Genomic DNA, 17,119 nt, shown 5'->3' on the forward strand with positions numbered 1-17,119 from the left:
CCCTCAGTCCAGGCTGGGGCGCTCCTCGGGGGCGTCCCAGGCCGGCCATTCCGCGCTGATGCTGCCGGTCCACTTGGGCTGACGGCGCTCCTTGAACGCGGCCATCGCCTCCCCGCCGTCGATGCTCTTGGCGACGTGCGCGTTGAGCTCGGATTCGAGCTGCCCGACGACGGCTGGCGTCATCCCGAGGCTCTCCCAGATCAGTCGCTTGGTCAGCGCGACCGGCAGCGGAGCGGGCCCGTTGGCGATGTCGTGGGCGACCGCCATCGCGGTGGGCAGTACCTCGCCCGCGGGCAAGCTGGCATTGGCCAGGCCCATCGACTTGGCCTCGTCGCCGTCGAAGGTGCGTCCGGTCAGCATGATGTCGGCGGCGTTGGCCAGCCCGGCCAGGCGCGGCACGGTCCAGTGCGCGTAGCCGTCGGCGAGGACGCCGCGGCGGACCTGGCTGAGTCCGTAGACGGCGTCGCGGGCGAAGTACCGCAGATCGCATTGCAGCGCCAGGGCCAGCCCGATTCCGACCGCGTGGCCGTTGACGGCCGCGATCACCGGCTTGCGGACCTGCCACGGCGGCGGGTCCAGCGTCACCTCGCCGTTGACCCGGGCGGACAGATCCGCGCCCGCGCAGAAGGCGGGCGCGGTGCCGGTGATCACGACGGCGCGAATCGAGTCCTCGCTGTCGCAGCGGCGCAGCGCCGCGCTGAGCTCGGCGGCCATCGTCGGGGTGACGGCGTTCTGCTGGGCCGGCCGGTTGAGCGTGAGCACGGCGACTCCGGCAGAGACATCGACGAGCAGTTCCGAACTCATGGGATCGAATGGTACTAGCGGGCGGGCGTCAGCGGCCGGAGACGGTGGCTTGCGTGGCCCGGCCTGCCGCGCCCGAGGTCATTCGCGGAGCAGATGCTTGCCGATGGCGTACTTGTGCACCTCGGTCGGGCCGTCGTAGAGGCGGAACGCGCGCATGTCCCGGAACAGCATCTCCACGACCGTCTCGTCGCTGATCCCGATCCCGCCGAGCACCTGCACACAGCGGTCGGTGACCTTGAACAGCTCCTCGGAGACGTAGGACTTGGCCATCGACGACTCGTGCCTGGCCTGCTGCCCCTGATCCATCAGCCAGCAGCTGTGCCAGATGGTCAGCCTGCACTGGTGCAGCGCCACCTCGTTGTCGGCGAGCATGAACGACACGCCCTCGTGTTCGCCGATCGGCCTGCCGAACGCGGTGCGGGTGCGCGCGTACTCGACGGCGATGTGCTGCGCCCGTTCGGCCGCGCCGAGCCAGCGCATGCAGTGCGTGAGCCGGGCGGGCGCCAGCCGCAGCTGGGCGTAGCGCAGGGCCTGCCCGGTGCGGCCGAGCACGGCCGAGGGCGGCAGGGTCAGGTTCTCGAACCGCACGACGGCGTGCCCGCCGACGTAGTTGCGGTCCATCGTGTTCATGATCCGCTCGATGACGATGCCCTCGGTGCCGCCGTCGGCGAGGAACAGCGTCGGCCCGGCGGGCAGGTGCGGGTTCTCGGCGAGGCGGGCCATGATGATCCAGGTCTTGGCGCCGTCGGCGCCGGTGATCAGCCACTTGCGCCCGTTGATCACGAAGTTCTCGCCGTCGAACACCGCCTCGGTACGCAGCTGACCCGGGTCGGAGCCGGCGCCGTCGGGTTCGGTCATCGCGAACACCGAGCGCTGTTCGCCGCGGATCATCGGCATCAGGTATCGGTCCACTTGGTCCGGGTCGGCGACCTTGCCGAGCAGGAACATATTGCCCTCGTCGGGCGCGGCGCAGTTCATCGCGACCGGGCCGAGCGTCGACCAGCCCGCGGCCTCGTAGACCACCGCCTGCTCGACATGGGACAGGCCGAGCCCGCCGTATTCCACCGGGGCCTGGACGGTCAGCAGCTTCTCGGCCCTGGCCAGGTCGACGAGTTCGGCGCGCAGGTCGTCGGTCGGACCGTGCGCGGTGAGGCGCGGATCGCGTTCGAACGGCACGATCTGTTCGGCGACGAAGGCGCGAACTCGATCCCGCAGGGCGGCCAGATCTTCCGGGACGGCGAAGTCGATCATGCTGTGTAGTCTGCTCGCCCGCGCCCCGGTTCGGGCAATTTCGGCCCCAAGTGGCACCAAATTTCAGCGGGCGGTGGCCAGCCGCCGATTGCGGTGGCCGACGAACCGGCACACCAGATAGATGGTGAACGAGATTCCGGTGACGAAGGTCGACACCGGCACCCCGGGCGCCAGCGACAGCAGCAGTCCGCCCACCGCCGCGACCTCGGCGAAGACCACCGACAGCACCGTCGCCCGCAGCGGGCTCGCGGTGAGCTGCGCCGCCGCGGCGGCCGGGGTGATCAGCAGCGCCAGCACCAGCAGCGCGCCGACGATCTGCACGCCGAAGGCGGCGGTGATGCCGAGCAGCACCGCGAACACCACCGACAGCGCCCGCACCGGCACCCCGCGCGCCACCGCGACCTCGGGGTCGGAGCTGGCGAACAGCAGCGGCCGGTAGATCACCGCGAGCACGGCGAGCACGGCCGCGGTGCAGGTGACCAGCAGCGCGAGCCCGTCGTAGCCGACGCTGGCGACCTGGCCGGTGAGCAGCGAGAACTTCGAGCCGGCCCGGTCCGGTGCCAGCCACAGGAACAACACGGACAGGCCGAGGCCGAACGAGAGCACCACCGCGATCACCGAATCGCGTTCCCGCGCACGGGAACCGAGCCAGCCGAACAGGACGGCGGCGACCACCGAACCGGCGATCGCGCCGATCCCGACGCCGACACCGGCCAGCAGCGCCGCCGACGCGCCGGTCAGCGAGAGCTCGCTGGTGCCGTGCACGGCGAACGACATCTGCCTGCTGACGATCAGCGGCCCGATCAGGCCGGCGAGCAGCCCGAGCAGCGCGCTCGCGAGCAGCGCCTGCTGGACGAAGTCGTAGGTGAGCAGGTCGGCGGTGGTGCCGAGGTCGAACATCTGGTGCAGCACCTTGTTCAGCTTGTCCATCAGGCGGTACCGCCGAGCGCGTCCATGTCGTCGCCGGTGCCGACGACGACGAGCCGGTCCCGCACCCGCAGCACCTCGACCTCGGTGCCGTAGAGCTCCGAGAGCGTCGCCGAGGTCATCACCTCGTCGGGGGTGCCGATCCGGAATTCGCCGTCGACCAGGTAGAGCACCCGGTCGACCATCGGCAGGATCGGGTTGATCTCGTGGGTCACGAACAGCACGGCCGTGTCGTGTTCGCGGCGGCGCTTGTCGACGAGTTCGGCGACCAGCCGCTGATTGGCGAGGTCCAGGCTGAGCAGTGGTTCGTCGCAGAGCAATACCGCCGGGTCGCCGACGAGCGCCTGCGCGACCCGCAGCCGCTGCTGCTCACCGCCGGAGAGGGTGTCCAGCGGGGCGTGCGCGAAACGCTGCGCGCCGACCGCGGCCACGGCGGCCTCGACCTTGCGCGCCCGCTCCCGGCGGCCACGCCAGCCGAGTCCCCACCGGTGCCCGTCGACGCCGAGCCCGACCAGATCGAGGCCGCGCAGCTGCACGCCGGCGTCGATCGTCTTCTGTTGCGGCACATAGCCGATGCCCGGATTGCCGACCCCGGCGGGCGCGCCCGCGACCTCCGCGGTGCCCGAGCCGAGTTCCAGCAGGCCGAGCAGGACGCGCAGCAGCGAGGTCTTGCCGGAGCCGTTGGGGCCGAGGACAGCGATGAATTCCCCTGGCGCCACATCGAGATCGAGATCGCGCCACAGGGTGCGTTCGCCGAAGGACAGGCTCGCCCCGCGCAGCCGGATGGCCCCGCCGACGGGGTCGGCGGGGGCGATCGGCGCGGCGGGCGGGGCCGCTCCCTCGGTCGTGGACATGGCGATCAGCGCAGCGCCGCGGCGAGCGCCTTGGCGTTCGCGGTCTGCCACTGGATGTAATCGACCCCGGCGGGCAGGGTTTCGGTGACTTCGACGACGTTGACCCCCGAGCTCTGGGCGGTGGTGCGCAGGTCCTGGGTGATCTTGTCCTGGGTCTGGGTGTTGTAGATCAGCGCCTTGACCTGTTTGCCGGTGATCAGGTCGCGGGTGGCGGCGACCGCGGCGGGCGCCGGGTCGGTCTCCTGCTCGATCGCTTCCTGGAACTCGTGCGGGGTCTTGTCCTGCGCGGTCGCGGCCAGCAGCAGGTAGTGCGCGAGCGGCTCGGACTGGGCGACCGGCGCGTTCGGGTGCTGGGTGGCGATGGTGCCGGTGATGGTGCTGACGCCGATCAGCTGGTTCTTGAAGGCGGTCGCGCGCTCGGTGTAGGCGGCGGCGTTGGCGGCGTCGACCTCGCCGAGCTGGGCGGCGATCCGGTCGGCGACCGCGGCGACGGTGGTGACGTCGTACCAGACGTGCTCGTTGTCGTCGCTCTTGTCGGTCCGCTGCTCGAACGCCTCGACGGTCCGCTTGTTCTTGCCCGAGATGGCCTTCTCGATGAACTCGTCGTAGTGCCCGCCGTTGAACACCACGAGATCGGCGTCGCTGATCTTGGCGGTATCGGTCGCCGAGGTCTCGAACGAGTGCGGGTCGGCCGCGGGATCGCTGATGATCGAGGTGACCTGCACATCCGGCCCGGCGACCGCCGTCGCGATGGAGCCCCACACATTGGTGGAGGCCACGATCGAGAGACCGTCGCTGTCCTTCGAGCTGCCCCCGCAGGCCGTGAGCACGACCGCGGCCGCCACTCCCGCCGTGAGACCGGCACACATGCGGGCGAATCGACTGTTCACGCGGTACTCCTGGCCGTGCTCGATCAGGCACGGGGAGCTGTGCCCTAGATCATAATGGAAATCGTTACCGTTTTACTTTAGCAGGAACGAGTACTCGGTACGAACCACACGGAAATCTGGGCCCGAAGTCCGGGCTGGCTCCTGGTCCTGCTCGTCGTCGCGGCGTACTTCGTGTGCGCCTGCCGACAGTTCTGACAGGGTGACCGTGCTGATCGCGATGGCATCGGGCAGGTGCGCCGGGTCGATCCACCGACGCAGGATCATGATGTTGGTGTCGAGCAAGCCGACCTCGTGGTCACTCGGCATCTGGATCACCAGGGGTCATTAGACGATCCGGGATCGATCTGAGTTCTCAATCGTGAATGAGATCACCCGGCTGCACCCTATTTGATATTGATTCCGAAAAGACAAGCGTGCAGAAACCTGGCTTCTGCCGGTGGAGGTTGATGGCTTCGAGAATGCCTGGCACTGTGGTTCCATCCTGCTGGCGAAGCGTAACGCTCTGCCCGATTTCAAATACTCCGACCATCCTGCCGACAATGAAGTGCTTGCTTATGGAGCTCATCCAAAATACGTCTGTAACATGAAATTCGCTAACGGTAGTCTCCGCTCCACTTGTTCCCATGCATGCTTCGTAGTTGTCCCGCAAAGATCGCCCGGCTCGTCAAGGCGATCGGCGTTTTCAGGTCCGCGAGGGTCAAGTCGCTGCGGCAGGATGTAGATGGCTCCGTGAACCGGTCGGTGACCGCCGACGTCGCTGTTGCCGCAGTCGCGATCCGGCTGGTCACCGGGGGTTATGATGTCCCATGCAACGCTCGATCTGGGCCAGCCCAGCGCGAAAATCGTCGGTCTCTGCGAGGACGTCGAACGATCTCAAAGTGTCCAAGATCGGCACTTCGCCGAGCGCTTCGAGTTCCTCGATCTTGTACATGATGTAGTCGGCATCCGGGTCGTCGGGAGTCCGGCCGATCTCGGCCGCGATGGCTCGGATACCGACCTTTCCCCCGTTTCGAGCCAGGGCCTCCGTGGCGTCGATCATCACGGTCACGTTCTGGTCATGGAGCATGTCGCTGAGCCTGGCCAGTACGGCCGATTGGCTGGCCCATGGAGCGAGCTTCTCTATTGCATCGATTCTTACGCTGGTATTTGCGCTCATGGAACGTTCGAGTGCGCTGCTCACGGTATCGGTGTAGCCATCAGCGGATGGCATCGTGGTATCTCCTCTGGTGCGGCGGACCAGTACGAACCACACGGAAAAGCCGGGCTCGGAGTCCGAGCCCGGCTTTGTGGTGATCCGTCAGACCAGGACGTCGGCGGGCTGGCTGAGCAGTTGGGCGCAGCGCAGGAGGCCGAGGTGGCTGTAGGCCTGGGGGTGGTTGCCGAGGGAGCGTTCGGCGACCGGGTCGTACTCCTCGCTCAGCAGGCCGGTCGGCCCGGCGGCCGCGACGAGCTGGGCGAACAGCGCTTCGGCGTCGGAGCGCCTGCCGATGAGCAGGTAGGCCTCCACCAGCCAGGCGGCGCACAGGTGGAACCCGCCCTCGCCGCCGGGCAGGCCGTCGTCGTGGTGGTAGCGGTAGACCGTCGCGCCGCTGCGCAGCTCGGCCTCGGTCGCGACCACCGTGGCGGCGAAGCGGGGGTCGGCCGGGTCGATCAGCCCGCTCAGGCCGATGTGCAGCGTCGCGGCGTCGAGGTCGGTGCCGTCGTAGGCGGCGGTGTAGGACTGCACCTCCTCGTTCCAGCCCTTCGCCTTCACCTCCTCGGAGATGATGTCGCGCAGCGTCGCCCACTCCGGATCGACCGGCCGGTCGAAGCGCGCGGCCAGGGTCAGCGCGCGATCGATCGTGAGCCAGCCCATCACCTTCGAGTACACGTGGTGGCGCGGGTTGCCGCGGATCTCCCAGATGCCGTGATCGGGTTCGGTCCAGCGCCGCTGCACCGCCGAGACCATGGCGTGCACCAGTTCCCAGTCGGCGTCGGGCAGTGCCTTGACCGCCTCGACCGCGCCCTGACGTTCCCGCTCGTGCGCCATCGAGGTGATCAGGTCGACGATCGGCCCGAACACGTCGAGCTGCACCTGCATGTTCGCCGCGTTGCCGACGCGCACCGGCCGCGAACCGGCGTAGCCCGGCAGCAGGTCGATGACGGCCTCGGGCGGCAGCGTCTCGCCGTAGATCGTGTACAGCGGGTGCAGGCGCTCCGGGCCGGGCAGGGTGTCGAGGACCCGGTGCACCCAGCCGAGGAATTCCTCGGCCTCGGTCAGCGAGCCCAGCGTCACCAGTGCCTGCGCGGTCAGTGAGGCGTCGCGCAGCCAGCAGTAGCGGTAGTCCCAGTTGCGCACGCCGCCGATGTCCTCGGGCAGCGAGGTGGTGGCCGCCGCCAGGATCGAGCCGGACGGGCGGTGCACGAGCCCGCGCAGGGTCAGCGCGGAGCGCTTCATCAGATCCGGCTTGAGCGGCGGCAGCTGCAGCCCGGCCGCCCACTGCGACCAGTACTGCTCGGCCAGCTGACGGCGCTGGTGCTCCGGCGTCATCGAGGGGGCCAGATCGGCGGTGCCGCAGCGCAATTCGAGGATCACCGGCGCGCTGGCCGGATCGACGACGGCGCGTGCCTGCTCGTTGGTGCCGTCGGAGGAGATCTCCCACTCCACGCCGGGCGAGCGCAGCACCATCGGATCGTTGGTGCCGCTGACCCGCAGGCCGTTGGGCACCGCCTCGATGCGCACCGGCACCTGGCCGAATTCCGGTCGCGGCGCGAAGGTCACGACAGCCTTCGCGTCACCGGTGATCACCCGGGTCAGGTCGGTGCGGTCGGGAGCGACGTCGTGCGGCAGGTAATCGGTGACCTGCAAACTGGCCCAGCGGGTTTGGACGGTCATCGTGCCGTCCACGTACCGCTGCGACAGCGGCAGGCCCGCCCGCTCCGGCGCCACCGTGAAGTGGCCCGCGCCCGCGCCGCCGAGCAGGTGCGCGAACACCGCCGCGGAATCCGGCTCGGGGTGGCAGAACCAGGTGACCGTCGCGTCGGGGGTGAGCAGCGCGACCGAGCGCGGGCTGGCCAGCATGCTCAGCCGCTCGATCCGGGGCGCGCTGGCGCCGGCCAGCCAGGTCCGGCGCTCCTCCACCAGGAACGCCAGCGCGCGCGCCACGTCCTCGGTCGAGCTCACCCGCAGTTTGGCCAGGCTCTCGCCGTCGCCGACCTTGATGCCGACGTCGGGACCCGACAGCACCCGGAACGCCTTCTCGTCGGTGACGTCGTCACCGAAGAACACTGCGGCCGAGGCGCTTTCCTGATGCCGGATGGTGTCCAGCGCGGTGCCCTTGTCGGTGGGAATCACCGCGAGCTCGATCACCGCCTTGCCTTCGGTCACCTGGACGCCGACCCAGCAGGCCGGGCCCTGGCGCACGGAATTCAGTGCGCGCCTGCCGATCTCGGGGCTGGCGTTGCGCACGTGCAGTGCGGCGCTTGCCGGTTTCGACTCGACGGTCACACCGGGGTTCTCGGCCGCGATCTGCGCGAACGCGGTCTGGATTTCGGCGAGCAGTTGTTTGGCGTCGTTGTCGATCGCGTGCACGAAGCCGACGTCGAACTCCGAACCGTGACTACCGATCAGCTGCACCTCGACCGGCAGGCGCGACAGCGCGGCCAGATCGCGTAGTGCCCGACCGGAAATCACCGCGGCGGTCGTGTTGGCCAACCCCGCCAGCGCGCGTAAGGCGCTGACCGATTCCCGTTGGGGAAACGCTTTCGCGGGGTCGGACACGATCGGGGCAATAGTCCCGTCGTAGTCCGAGGCAACCAAGAGCCGTGGCACGCGCGCAACCGACGCCAGTGCACGGCGGACATCCAAGGGCAGATCCTGTGCGCTCACGCATCCAACCTAGTGATGGGAGGAGTTGATCAGGGGGCGCGAAAAACAATACTGCGTCAATTTTGCCGCGCGAGCGGCGCGGCGGGTTGTGCGCTCGGGTGTCGGCCGGTTGCTCGCGACCGCGCCGCTAATTCCGGGCCTTTCGCCCATCGGGGCGGACCGTGTTCGCCGAGCTCATCGGGCCCGCGGGCCGGTCGGGGAGGCCCGCGGGGCTGGTAGATGCATGGTTCCGCATATGCGACGTCGGCTATGCATCTTCTCAGGGGAAGACGCGCAGCCGACGCGTGTCAACGGGCGTGGGTGATTTGTGGTCTATCCGCGATCGCCCAGCAACAGGTCGACCGTGAGCTCGAGCCGTTCCGTGACGTCGGTCGCCGAAGCGCGGCGGGTGAGCCACGCGACGAGGTTGGACAGCCACACATCGGAGATGACCCTGGCGATGGCGAGCTGACGCTCGTCGGGCTCGCCGTCGCTCATCGCGCGGGCGAAGACCCGGTCCATCACCTTGCCGACCCGGTCGACCTCGGCGGCGGCCGAGGCGTCGGCGAACATGAACGCGCGCGTCATGGCCTCGGTGAGCAGGGGGTCGCGCTGCATCATCCGGGTGATCTGGGTGAGCAGGCCGTGCATGCGCTCGGACGGGCCGTCGCCGGGTAGCGGACGGCGCTTGCCCTCGAACTGCTCGAATTCCCTGGCCAGCGCCGAGACCAGCAGGTGCACCTTGGACGGGAAGTACCGGTACAGGGTGCCGACGGCGACATCGGCCCGCTCGGCCACCGCGCGCATCTGAACAGCGTCGTAGCCGCCCTTGGAGGCCAGCGACAGGGTGGCGTCGAGGATGCGCTTGCGGCGCTCCCGCTGCGCGTTGGAGCTCAGCTCGTCCTCGGACAGTGTCGTCACGGTGGGCGTGGGGGCCGGACTGTCCATCGTGGAAACCCTTTCGCTGCGAGCGCCTGAAAACACGGGCCAAGTGTAGGTCTCTTGACTTACACCCGGCCCGGATATTAGAACATGTTCTAGGAGTGGGAGCCACGCCGGAAGGGCGGTTTTTCTTGTGACCATCGCCACCACTGACGAGCATAAAGCCGCCGCGGAGTCGCTGCGGGGCTGGGCGAGTTCGGTCGCGCCGATTGCAACAATGCGGGCCGGCGGCGCCGGTAGCTGGCGCCAGTACTGGCCCGCGCTGACCGAGTTCGGCCTGTTCGAGGTCGCGCTCGACGAACAGCACGGCGGGCTGGGCGGCACCGTGGCCGACCTGGCCGTGCTGCTGGAACAAACCGCCGATGACCTGGTCGGCGGTCCGGTACTGGCCACCGCGCTGGCCGCGTTGATCACCCGGGGCGCGGTCGCCGATGGCGCCCCGTGCGGCATCGCCGTGCCGACCGAGGAGCCCACCGCGAAGGCGGTCGGCACCGACGACGGCTGGACCGTCACCGGCACGTGGGACTTCGTCTACGGCGCCGACGCCGAGACCCAGGTGCTGCTGCCGGCGAACACCGTCGAGGGCGTGCGCTGGCTGCTGATCCCGGCGGCCGATGTGACGATCACCACGCTGGCGAACAGCGATCACACGGTGCCGCTGGCCCGTGTCACCGCCGCCGACGTGACCGTCGCGGCGGCGCGCGGCTTCGAGGCGGCCGCCGATGTCACCGACCTGTTCGTCGCCCTCGCGGTCGCCGAGCTGGCCGGCGTCGCAGGCTGGTGCCTGCGCACGGCGGTCGACTACGCCAAGGTCCGCGAGCAGTTCGGCAAGCCGATCGGCAGCTTCCAGTCGATCAAGCACATCTGCGCCTGGATGCTGTGCCGCACCGAGCTGATCCGCGCCGTCGCCGCCGACGCGGCCGCCGCGATCGACGAAGGCGGCGCCGAACTGCCGATCGCCGCCGCCGTCGCCGCGGCCACCGCGCTCGACGCCGCGGTCGACACCGCCAAGGACGCCATCCAGGTGCTCGGCGGCATCGGCTTCACCTGGGAGCACGACGCGCACTTCTACCTGCGCCGGGCGAGCGCGCTGCGGCAGCTGCTCGGCGGGTCCGCCCGCTGGCGGGCCAGGGTCGCCGAGCTCACCAGGGCCGGGCAGCGCCGCACCACCGGCGCCGAGCGCGTGCTCGGCGACGTGGCGGGCGATACCGCGCTGACCGCCGAGATCGCCGCCATCGCCGCGCTCTCGCCCGAGGAGCAGCAGCGCGCCCTGGTCGAGGGCGGTTTCGTGATGCCGCACTGGCCGAAACCGTATGGGCGCGAAGCCGATCCGATGACCTGCCTGCAGATCGGCGAGCAGCTGCGCCGCGCCGACCTGACCACCCCCGACCTCGCGGTCGCCGGCTGGGCGGTGCCGACCCTGCTGCGCTACGGCACCGAGGCGCAGATCGAGAGCTTCGTCTGGCCGACCCTGCGTGGCGAGGTCACCTGGTGCCAGCTGTTCAGCGAACCGGGCGCAGGCTCGGACCTCGCCGCGCTGCGCACCACCGCCGAGAAGGTCGACGGCGGCTGGGTGCTGCGCGGCCAGAAGGTGTGGACCTCGCTGGGATCCGAAGCGAACTGGGGCATCTGCCTGGCGCGCACCGATCCCGCCGCGGCCAAGCATCGCGGGATCAGCTACTTCCTGGTCGACATGCACGCCGCGGGCGTGCAGGTGCGCCCGCTGGTGACGATCACCGGGGAGGCCCGCTTCAGCGAGGTCTTCCTCGACGAGGTCTTCGTCCCCGACGAGGGTCTGGTCGGCGCGCTGAACAACGGCTGGAAGATCGCCAGGACCACCCTGTCGGCCGAACGTGTCGCCATGGGCGGCGGCGGTATCGGCGGCGCGCTGGAGGCGCTGCTGGACCGTTTCCCGGTCGGCGGATGGGGAACCGAACTGCGGGAGGACCGCTTCGGTGAGCTCATCACCTCCTCGATCGCAGGCTCATTGCTGGAGCAGCGCATCGCGGTGGCGACGATGGCGGGCGTCGACGCGGGCGCCCAAGCCAGCGTCCGCAAGCTCGTCGGTGTCCGGCACCGGCAGGACCTGGCGGAGTACGCCCTGGAGCTTTCCGATCGAGAAGGCTCCCTGGAAGACGAAGCCCTGAAAGAATTCTTGCTCACACGCTGTCTCTCCATCGCGGGCGGTACCGAGCAGATCCTGTTGACCGTGGCCGCCGAGCGGATTCTCGGCCTGCCGCGCGATGCGGACAGTTAGCTCGATGAGGGAGGACGCCGTGGACTTCACCCGCGACGAAAGCGCCGACGCCGTAGCCGAGGTGGTCGTGAGCCTGCTCGAACGTGAGCAGGCCCGAGATATGGAATTGTGGCCGAGCCTGATCGACTCCGGCCTGCTCGCGGTCGCCGTTCCCGAGCAGTTCGGTGGCGACGGCATGGGCCTGCTGGAGGTGTCGGCCCTGCTCATGGAGCTGGCCACCGACGCCGTCGCGGTGCCTGCGCTGCCGACCTTCGGGTTCGGCGTGCTGCCGCTGCTGCCGTCGCTGTCGGACGAACTGGCAGGCCGCGTGGTCGCCGAGGTCGGCAAGGGCACCGTGCTCACCGCCGCCCTGAGCGAGCCGGGCGCGCCGTTCACCACCGCGCCGACCACCAAGGCGGTTCGCGACGGTGACACCGTGCGGATCACCGGCCGCAAGGTCGGCGTGATCTACGCCGAACAGGCGCGCTGGATCCTGGTGCCCACCGACGCGGGTGTCGCGCTCGTGGAATCGGTCGCGCCGGGGCTCACGCTCCTGCCGGTCGAGGGTTCGGCGGGCATCCCCGAGGCGACCGTGGTGCTCGACGACGTCGAGATCCCCGCCGACCAGCTGCTGCCCGCCGACGTGCTGCCCCGGCTGCACCGGTACGCGCTGGCCGCCATCGGCGCGGTCGCCGACGGCCTGCTCAAGGGGGCGCTCGCGCTCACCGCCGAGCACGTGCGCACCCGGGAACAGTTCGGCAGGCCGCTGGCCGAATTCCAGGCCGTGGCCCAGCAGATCGCCGATCTGTACGTGGTCTCGCGCACCCTGCACGTGGCGGCGGAATCGGCGTCCTGGGCCCTGGCTCAGGACGACGCGTCGCCCGAACACCAGCACCGTATCGACGAGGATCTCGAGGTGCTCGCCTACTGGGCGGCCGCCGAGGTTCCGCGCGCCATGCAGAAATGTCATCACCTGCACGGTGGACTGGGTGTGGATATCACCCACCCGATGCACCGCTACTACTCACAGGCCAAGGATCTCGCCCGTCTGCTCGGTGGCGAGGGCCTGCGCCTCGACCTTCTGGGAGCAAGATGTTCATCGATCTGACCGCCGAACAGCGGCGGTTGCGCGAGGAATTGCGTTCCTATTTCGCCGATCTCGTCACGCCCGAGGAACACGCCGAGATGGCGGTCAACCGGCACGGCGACGCCTACCGCGAGGTGGTGCGCCGGATGGGCCGCGACGGCTGGCTCGGCGTCGGCTGGCCGAAGGAATTCGGCGGCCAGGGTTTCGGCCCGATGGAACAGCAGATCTTCTTCAACGAGGCGGTGCGCGCCGATGTGCCGCTGCCCCTGGTGACGCTGCTGACCGTCGGCCCGACGCTGCAGAAGTACGGCACCGACGCGCAGAAGCAGAAGTTCCTGCCCGGCATCCTGTCCGGTGACATCCATTTCGCGATCGGCTACTCCGAACCCGAAGCGGGCACCGACCTGGCGGCGCTGCGCACCACCGCGGTGCGCGACGGCGACGGCGACTGGATCGTCAACGGGCAGAAGATCTTCACCACCGGCGCGCACGAGGCCGACTACGTCTGGCTGGCCTGCCGCACCGGTTCGGTGGAGTCGCGCCACCGCGGCATCACGATCCTGATCGTCGACACCAAGGATCCGGGCTACTCCTGGACCCCGATCATCACCTGCGACGGCGCCCACCACACCAACGCCACCTACTTCGACGACGTGCGGGTGCCCGCGGAGATGCTGGTCGGCGAGGAGAACCGGGGCTGGCGGCTGATCACCACCCAGCTCAATCACGAGCGGGTCAGCCTCGGCCCGTCGGGCAAGATCGAGCAGCTCTACGACCGCCTGCACGACTGGTCGGCGCAGCGTCAGCTGCTCGGCGAGCCGGAGGTCCGGCGCGCGCTGGCCCGGGTGCGGACCATGGTGCGGCTCAACGAGTTGCTGAACTGGCAGGTCGCGGCCGCCGACCCGGCCGCGGCGCAGAACACCGTGATCGCCGACGCGTCGGCCACCAAGATCTTCTCCACCGAGTCGCTGCAGGAAGCGGGCCGTGTGGTCGAGGAGATCATCGGCCGCTTCGGCGATCCGGCCGAGCCCGGCACCGCCGAACTGCTGGGCTGGCTGGACCGGCGGACCAAGCAGAACCTCGTCGTCACCTTCGGTGGCGGCGTCAACGAGATCATGCGCGAACTGGTCGCCTCCGCCGGCCTCGAACTGCCGCGCGTCCCCCGATGAACAAGGAGCAGGGCGTGCAGGAAGCACTCTCGAAACTCGCCGCGGCGGGCGAGTCCGCGCCGCGGGCCGGGCGCGACCCGGTGAACCAGCCGATGATCCACAACTGGGTCGAGGCGATCGGCGACACCAACCCGATCTACGTCGACGAGGCCGCAGCCAAGGCCGCCGGTCACCCCGGCATCGTCGCCCCGCCCGCCATGGCCCAGGTGTGGACGATGAACGGCCTGCACGGCGTGCGCACCGCCGACGACCCGCTCGGCCTGGCCACGCAGCTGCTCGACGACGCGGGCTTCACCTCCGTGGTCGGCACCAACTGCGAGCAGACCTACCACCGTTACCTGCGGCCGGGCGAGGAGGTGACCGTCTCGAGCCGGCTCTCGGAGTTCAAGGGCCCCAAGCGCACCGGGCTCGGCGACGGCTGGTTCCTCACCTTCACCACCACCTGGTCGGTCGGTGACGAGGTGGTCACCGAGATGCTGTTCCGCATCCTGAAGTTCGTGCCCGCCGCGAAGGAGGCGCCCGCGGCGTCCGAGATCGCGGTCGCGCCCGCCGAACGGGTCGGCCCGGTCATCTCCAAGGACACCGAATTCTTCTGGGCCGGTACCGAGATCGGCGAGCTGCGGATCCAGCGCCTGCCCGACGGTTCGCTGCGGCATCCACCGATCCCCGCCCTGTGGCAGGACAAGGCGGAGACCACCGATTACGTCGTCGCCGCCGGCACCGGCACGGTGTTCAGCTTCGTCGTGCACCACGCGCCGAAGGTGCCCGGCCGCGAGCTGCCGTTCGTCGTCGCCCTGGTCGAGCTCGACGAAGGAGTGCGCATGCTCGGTGAGCTGCGCGGCATCGAACCGGGCGAGGTCGCCGTCGGCGTGCCCGTCCGGGTCGCCTTCGAAAAGCTGTCCGACGGAACCGTTCTGCCCTACTGGGAGGCCGCGCAGTGACCGCCACGACCGAACCCACCGCCGTCGCGGTGGGTGACCAGCTACCCGAGCTGGTGATCCACGCCGATCCCACCTTCGTGATCAGCACGGCCCTGGCCACCAGGGATTTCCAGGACGTGCACCACGACCGCGACAAGGCGGTCGAGCGCGGGTCCAGTGACATCTTCGTCAACATCCTCACCGACACCGGTCTGGTGCAGCGGTTCGTCACCGACTGGGCCGGGCCCACCGCCCTGGTGAAGTCGATCGCGCTGCGGCTGGGTGTGCCGCTGTACGCCGGTGACACGCTGACCCTCTCCGGCACCGTCACCGCGGTGTCCGGCGCGCTGGTCACCATCGATGTGCGCGGCCGCGACAGCCTCGGTGAGCACATCACGGCGACCGCGGTGATCGCCCTTCCCTCTCTGGAGAACTCATGACGGGCCTGTCCGGGCATGCCGCCATCGTCGGCATCGGCGCCACCGATTTCTCGAAGGACTCCGGCCGCAGCGAGCTGCGGCTGGCCGCCGAGGCGGTCAGCGCGGCACTGGCCGACGCCGGGCTCACGCCCGCCGACGTCGACGGCCTGACCACCTTCACGATGGACACCAACACCCAGGCCGCGGTGGCCAGGGCGGTCGGCATCCCCAGCCTGAAGTTCTTCAGCCACATCGGCTACGGCGGCGGCGCGGCCTGCGCGACCGTGCAGCAGGCCGCGATGGCGGTGGCCACCGGGGTCGCCGACGTGGTGGTCGCCTACCGCGCGTTCAACGAGCGCTCCGGCGCCAGGTTCGGGCAGTTCTCGCCCGCGCTGGCGGCCGCGCCGACGTCCTCGGGCATCGACGCGGGCTGGGCCTACCCGCAGGGCCTGGGTACCCCGGCCGCGCAGGTCGCCATGGTGGCGCGCCGGTACATGCACGTCACCGGCGCGACCAGCGCCGATTTCGGCGCCGTCGCGGTGGCCGATCGCAAGCACGCCGCGGTGAACCCGAACGCCTTCTTCTACGGCAAGCCGATCACCCTGGAACAGCACCAGGATTCGCGCTGGATCGCCGAACCGCTGCACCTGCTCGACTGCTGCCAGGAGTCCGACGGCGGCGTCGCCATCGTGGTGACCAGCGCCGAGCGCGCCCGCGACCTGCCGCAGCGTCCCGCGATCATCGCGGCCGCCGCCCAGGGCAGCGGCGCCGACCAGTACGTGATGACCAGCTACTACCGCGACGCCATGACCGGCCTGCCGGAGATGGGTCTGGTCGGTGACCAGCTGTGGGCCCAGAGCGGCCTGAGCGCGGCCGACATGCAGGCCGCGATCCTCTACGACCACTTCACCCCCTTCGTGCTGATGCAGCTCGAGGAACTGGGCTTCTGCGGTCGTGGCGAGGCCAAGGACTTCATCGCCGACGGCGCGATCGAGATCGGCGGCAGGCTCCCGCTCAACACCCACGGCGGCCAGCTGGGCGAGGCCTACATCCACGGCATGAACGGCATCGCCGAAGCGGTGCGCCAGATCCGCGGCACCTCGGTCAACCAGGTCGATGACCTGGAGCGCATCCTGGTCACCGCGGGCACCGGCGTTCCCACCTCGGGGCTGGTCCTGACCGCGTAGCCGCCTGCCCTCCTTTTGTAACGTCGACGCGCGTGGCGGAACCGAACTGGCGAGCATCGAGAACGAGGTGGAGATGACTACCCAGCCCGAGACCGCGACGACCGTCCGCCGCACCGGAACCGCCGACGACCTGGCCGCCGCCGCGCGGCTCCTGGTCGACTTCAACCGGGAGTTCGACGAGCCCGCTCCCGAACCGGACGAGCTGGCCGCGCATCTGGCCGACCTGCTCGCCGCCGGCGACACCGATGTCCTGCTGATCGGTACGCCGGCGGTGGGCGTCGCGGTGCTGCGGGCACGCGTCAGTACGTGGTCGGCGACCGTCGAGGTGGATCTCGACGAGTTCTACGTGGTCCCGGGCGTACGCGGCCGCGGCCTCGGTTCGGCACTGCTGGCCGGTGTCCTCGATCGCGCCCGCGACCGAGGAGCGACCTTCATCGGCCTGTCGACATCGGAGGACGACACCGCGGCCAGGCGGGTCTACGAGAAGCACGGCTTCGCCTGCCACGAGGGCGCCGCCGCCGGACCGATGGCCCTGTACTACCAGCGGGACCTGGACTGATCCGGCCGGTTTCGTAGGCTCGACCGG

General features: G+C 69.7%; 16 protein-coding genes. 7 read left to right on the forward strand and 9 right to left on the reverse strand.

Annotation, left to right across the window (positions count from 1 at the left end):
* Positions 1–3 precede the first annotated feature (3 nt).
* The 9 genes from AB0H54_RS16070 to kstR form a co-directional block, all read right to left on the reverse strand.
* Positions 4–804, reverse strand: a complete 801-nt coding sequence (locus AB0H54_RS16070) for an enoyl-CoA hydratase-related protein (protein ID WP_357346201.1) — start codon at positions 802–804, stop codon at positions 4–6.
* Positions 805–882: 78 nt separating this feature from the next.
* Positions 883–2,055 carry an acyl-CoA dehydrogenase gene (locus tag AB0H54_RS16075; RefSeq protein WP_357346203.1) on the reverse strand — a complete coding sequence of 391 codons (1,173 nt, stop codon included), beginning with the start codon at positions 2,053–2,055 and terminating at the stop codon, positions 883–885.
* Positions 2,056–2,118: 63 nt separating this feature from the next.
* Positions 2,119–2,985 carry a metal ABC transporter permease gene (locus AB0H54_RS16080; RefSeq protein WP_357346204.1) on the reverse strand — a complete coding sequence of 289 codons (867 nt, stop codon included), beginning with the start codon at positions 2,983–2,985 and terminating at the stop codon, positions 2,119–2,121.
* Complete coding sequence (locus AB0H54_RS16085; RefSeq protein ID WP_357346206.1) at positions 2,985–3,836, reverse strand: ATP-binding cassette domain-containing protein; 852 nt, start codon at positions 3,834–3,836, stop codon at positions 2,985–2,987. Before AB0H54_RS16085 ends, AB0H54_RS16080 begins: the two co-directional genes overlap by 1 nt.
* A gap of 5 nt (positions 3,837–3,841) precedes the next feature.
* Positions 3,842–4,705: a zinc ABC transporter substrate-binding protein gene (locus AB0H54_RS16090; protein WP_357346607.1), complete on the reverse strand. Its 864-nt coding sequence runs from the start codon at positions 4,703–4,705 to the stop codon at positions 3,842–3,844.
* 93 nt (positions 4,706–4,798) lie between these two features.
* Entirely contained in the window at positions 4,799–5,032 is a 234-nt protein-coding gene (locus tag AB0H54_RS16095) for a hypothetical protein (RefSeq protein WP_357346608.1), read from the reverse strand.
* A gap of 478 nt (positions 5,033–5,510) precedes the next feature.
* Complete coding sequence (locus AB0H54_RS16100) at positions 5,511–5,936, reverse strand: hypothetical protein (protein WP_357346209.1); 426 nt, start codon at positions 5,934–5,936, stop codon at positions 5,511–5,513.
* An 87-nt stretch (positions 5,937–6,023) separates the two neighbouring features.
* Positions 6,024–8,594 (reverse strand): trehalose-phosphatase, encoded by a 2,571-nt coding sequence (gene otsB / locus AB0H54_RS16105; RefSeq protein WP_357346211.1) that lies wholly within the window; start codon positions 8,592–8,594, stop codon positions 6,024–6,026.
* A gap of 312 nt (positions 8,595–8,906) precedes the next feature.
* On the reverse strand, positions 8,907–9,521 hold the full coding sequence (kstR, locus tag AB0H54_RS16110) for a cholesterol catabolism transcriptional regulator KstR (protein ID WP_218720591.1): 615 nt from the start codon (positions 9,519–9,521) through the stop codon (positions 8,907–8,909).
* Positions 9,522–9,648: 127 nt separating this feature from the next.
* On the opposite strand from kstR, the gene AB0H54_RS16115 reads away from it, so the two are divergent.
* From AB0H54_RS16115 to AB0H54_RS16145, 7 genes are all read left to right on the forward strand, one after another.
* A complete protein-coding gene (locus AB0H54_RS16115; RefSeq protein WP_357346213.1) occupies positions 9,649–11,772 on the forward strand; it encodes an acyl-CoA dehydrogenase in 2,124 nt (707 codons plus the stop codon).
* Positions 11,773–11,776: 4 nt separating this feature from the next.
* Complete coding sequence (locus AB0H54_RS16120) at positions 11,777–12,859, forward strand: acyl-CoA dehydrogenase family protein (RefSeq protein WP_355270753.1); 1,083 nt, start codon at positions 11,777–11,779, stop codon at positions 12,857–12,859.
* Entirely contained in the window at positions 12,844–14,007 is a 1,164-nt protein-coding gene (locus tag AB0H54_RS16125) for an acyl-CoA dehydrogenase family protein (RefSeq protein WP_357346215.1), read from the forward strand. The genes AB0H54_RS16120 and AB0H54_RS16125 overlap by 16 nt, the downstream gene beginning before the upstream one ends.
* Positions 14,004–14,948: a MaoC family dehydratase N-terminal domain-containing protein gene (locus tag AB0H54_RS16130; RefSeq protein ID WP_357346217.1), complete on the forward strand. Its 945-nt coding sequence runs from the start codon at positions 14,004–14,006 to the stop codon at positions 14,946–14,948. Before AB0H54_RS16125 ends, AB0H54_RS16130 begins: the two co-directional genes overlap by 4 nt.
* Positions 14,945–15,367 carry a MaoC family dehydratase gene (locus AB0H54_RS16135; protein WP_357346219.1) on the forward strand — a complete coding sequence of 141 codons (423 nt, stop codon included), beginning with the start codon at positions 14,945–14,947 and terminating at the stop codon, positions 15,365–15,367. Before AB0H54_RS16130 ends, AB0H54_RS16135 begins: the two co-directional genes overlap by 4 nt.
* Positions 15,364–16,533, forward strand: a complete 1,170-nt coding sequence (locus AB0H54_RS16140) for a lipid-transfer protein (protein WP_357346221.1) — start codon at positions 15,364–15,366, stop codon at positions 16,531–16,533. Before AB0H54_RS16135 ends, AB0H54_RS16140 begins: the two co-directional genes overlap by 4 nt.
* A 73-nt stretch (positions 16,534–16,606) precedes the next feature.
* A complete protein-coding gene (locus tag AB0H54_RS16145; protein WP_357346223.1) occupies positions 16,607–17,092 on the forward strand; it encodes a GNAT family N-acetyltransferase in 486 nt (161 codons plus the stop codon).
* The last annotated feature ends 27 nt before the right edge of the window (positions 17,093–17,119 follow it).

The sequence above is a fragment of the Nocardia sp. NPDC050718 genome (genome assembly GCF_040654235.1).
Lineage (GTDB): Bacteria > Actinomycetota > Actinomycetes > Mycobacteriales > Mycobacteriaceae > Nocardia.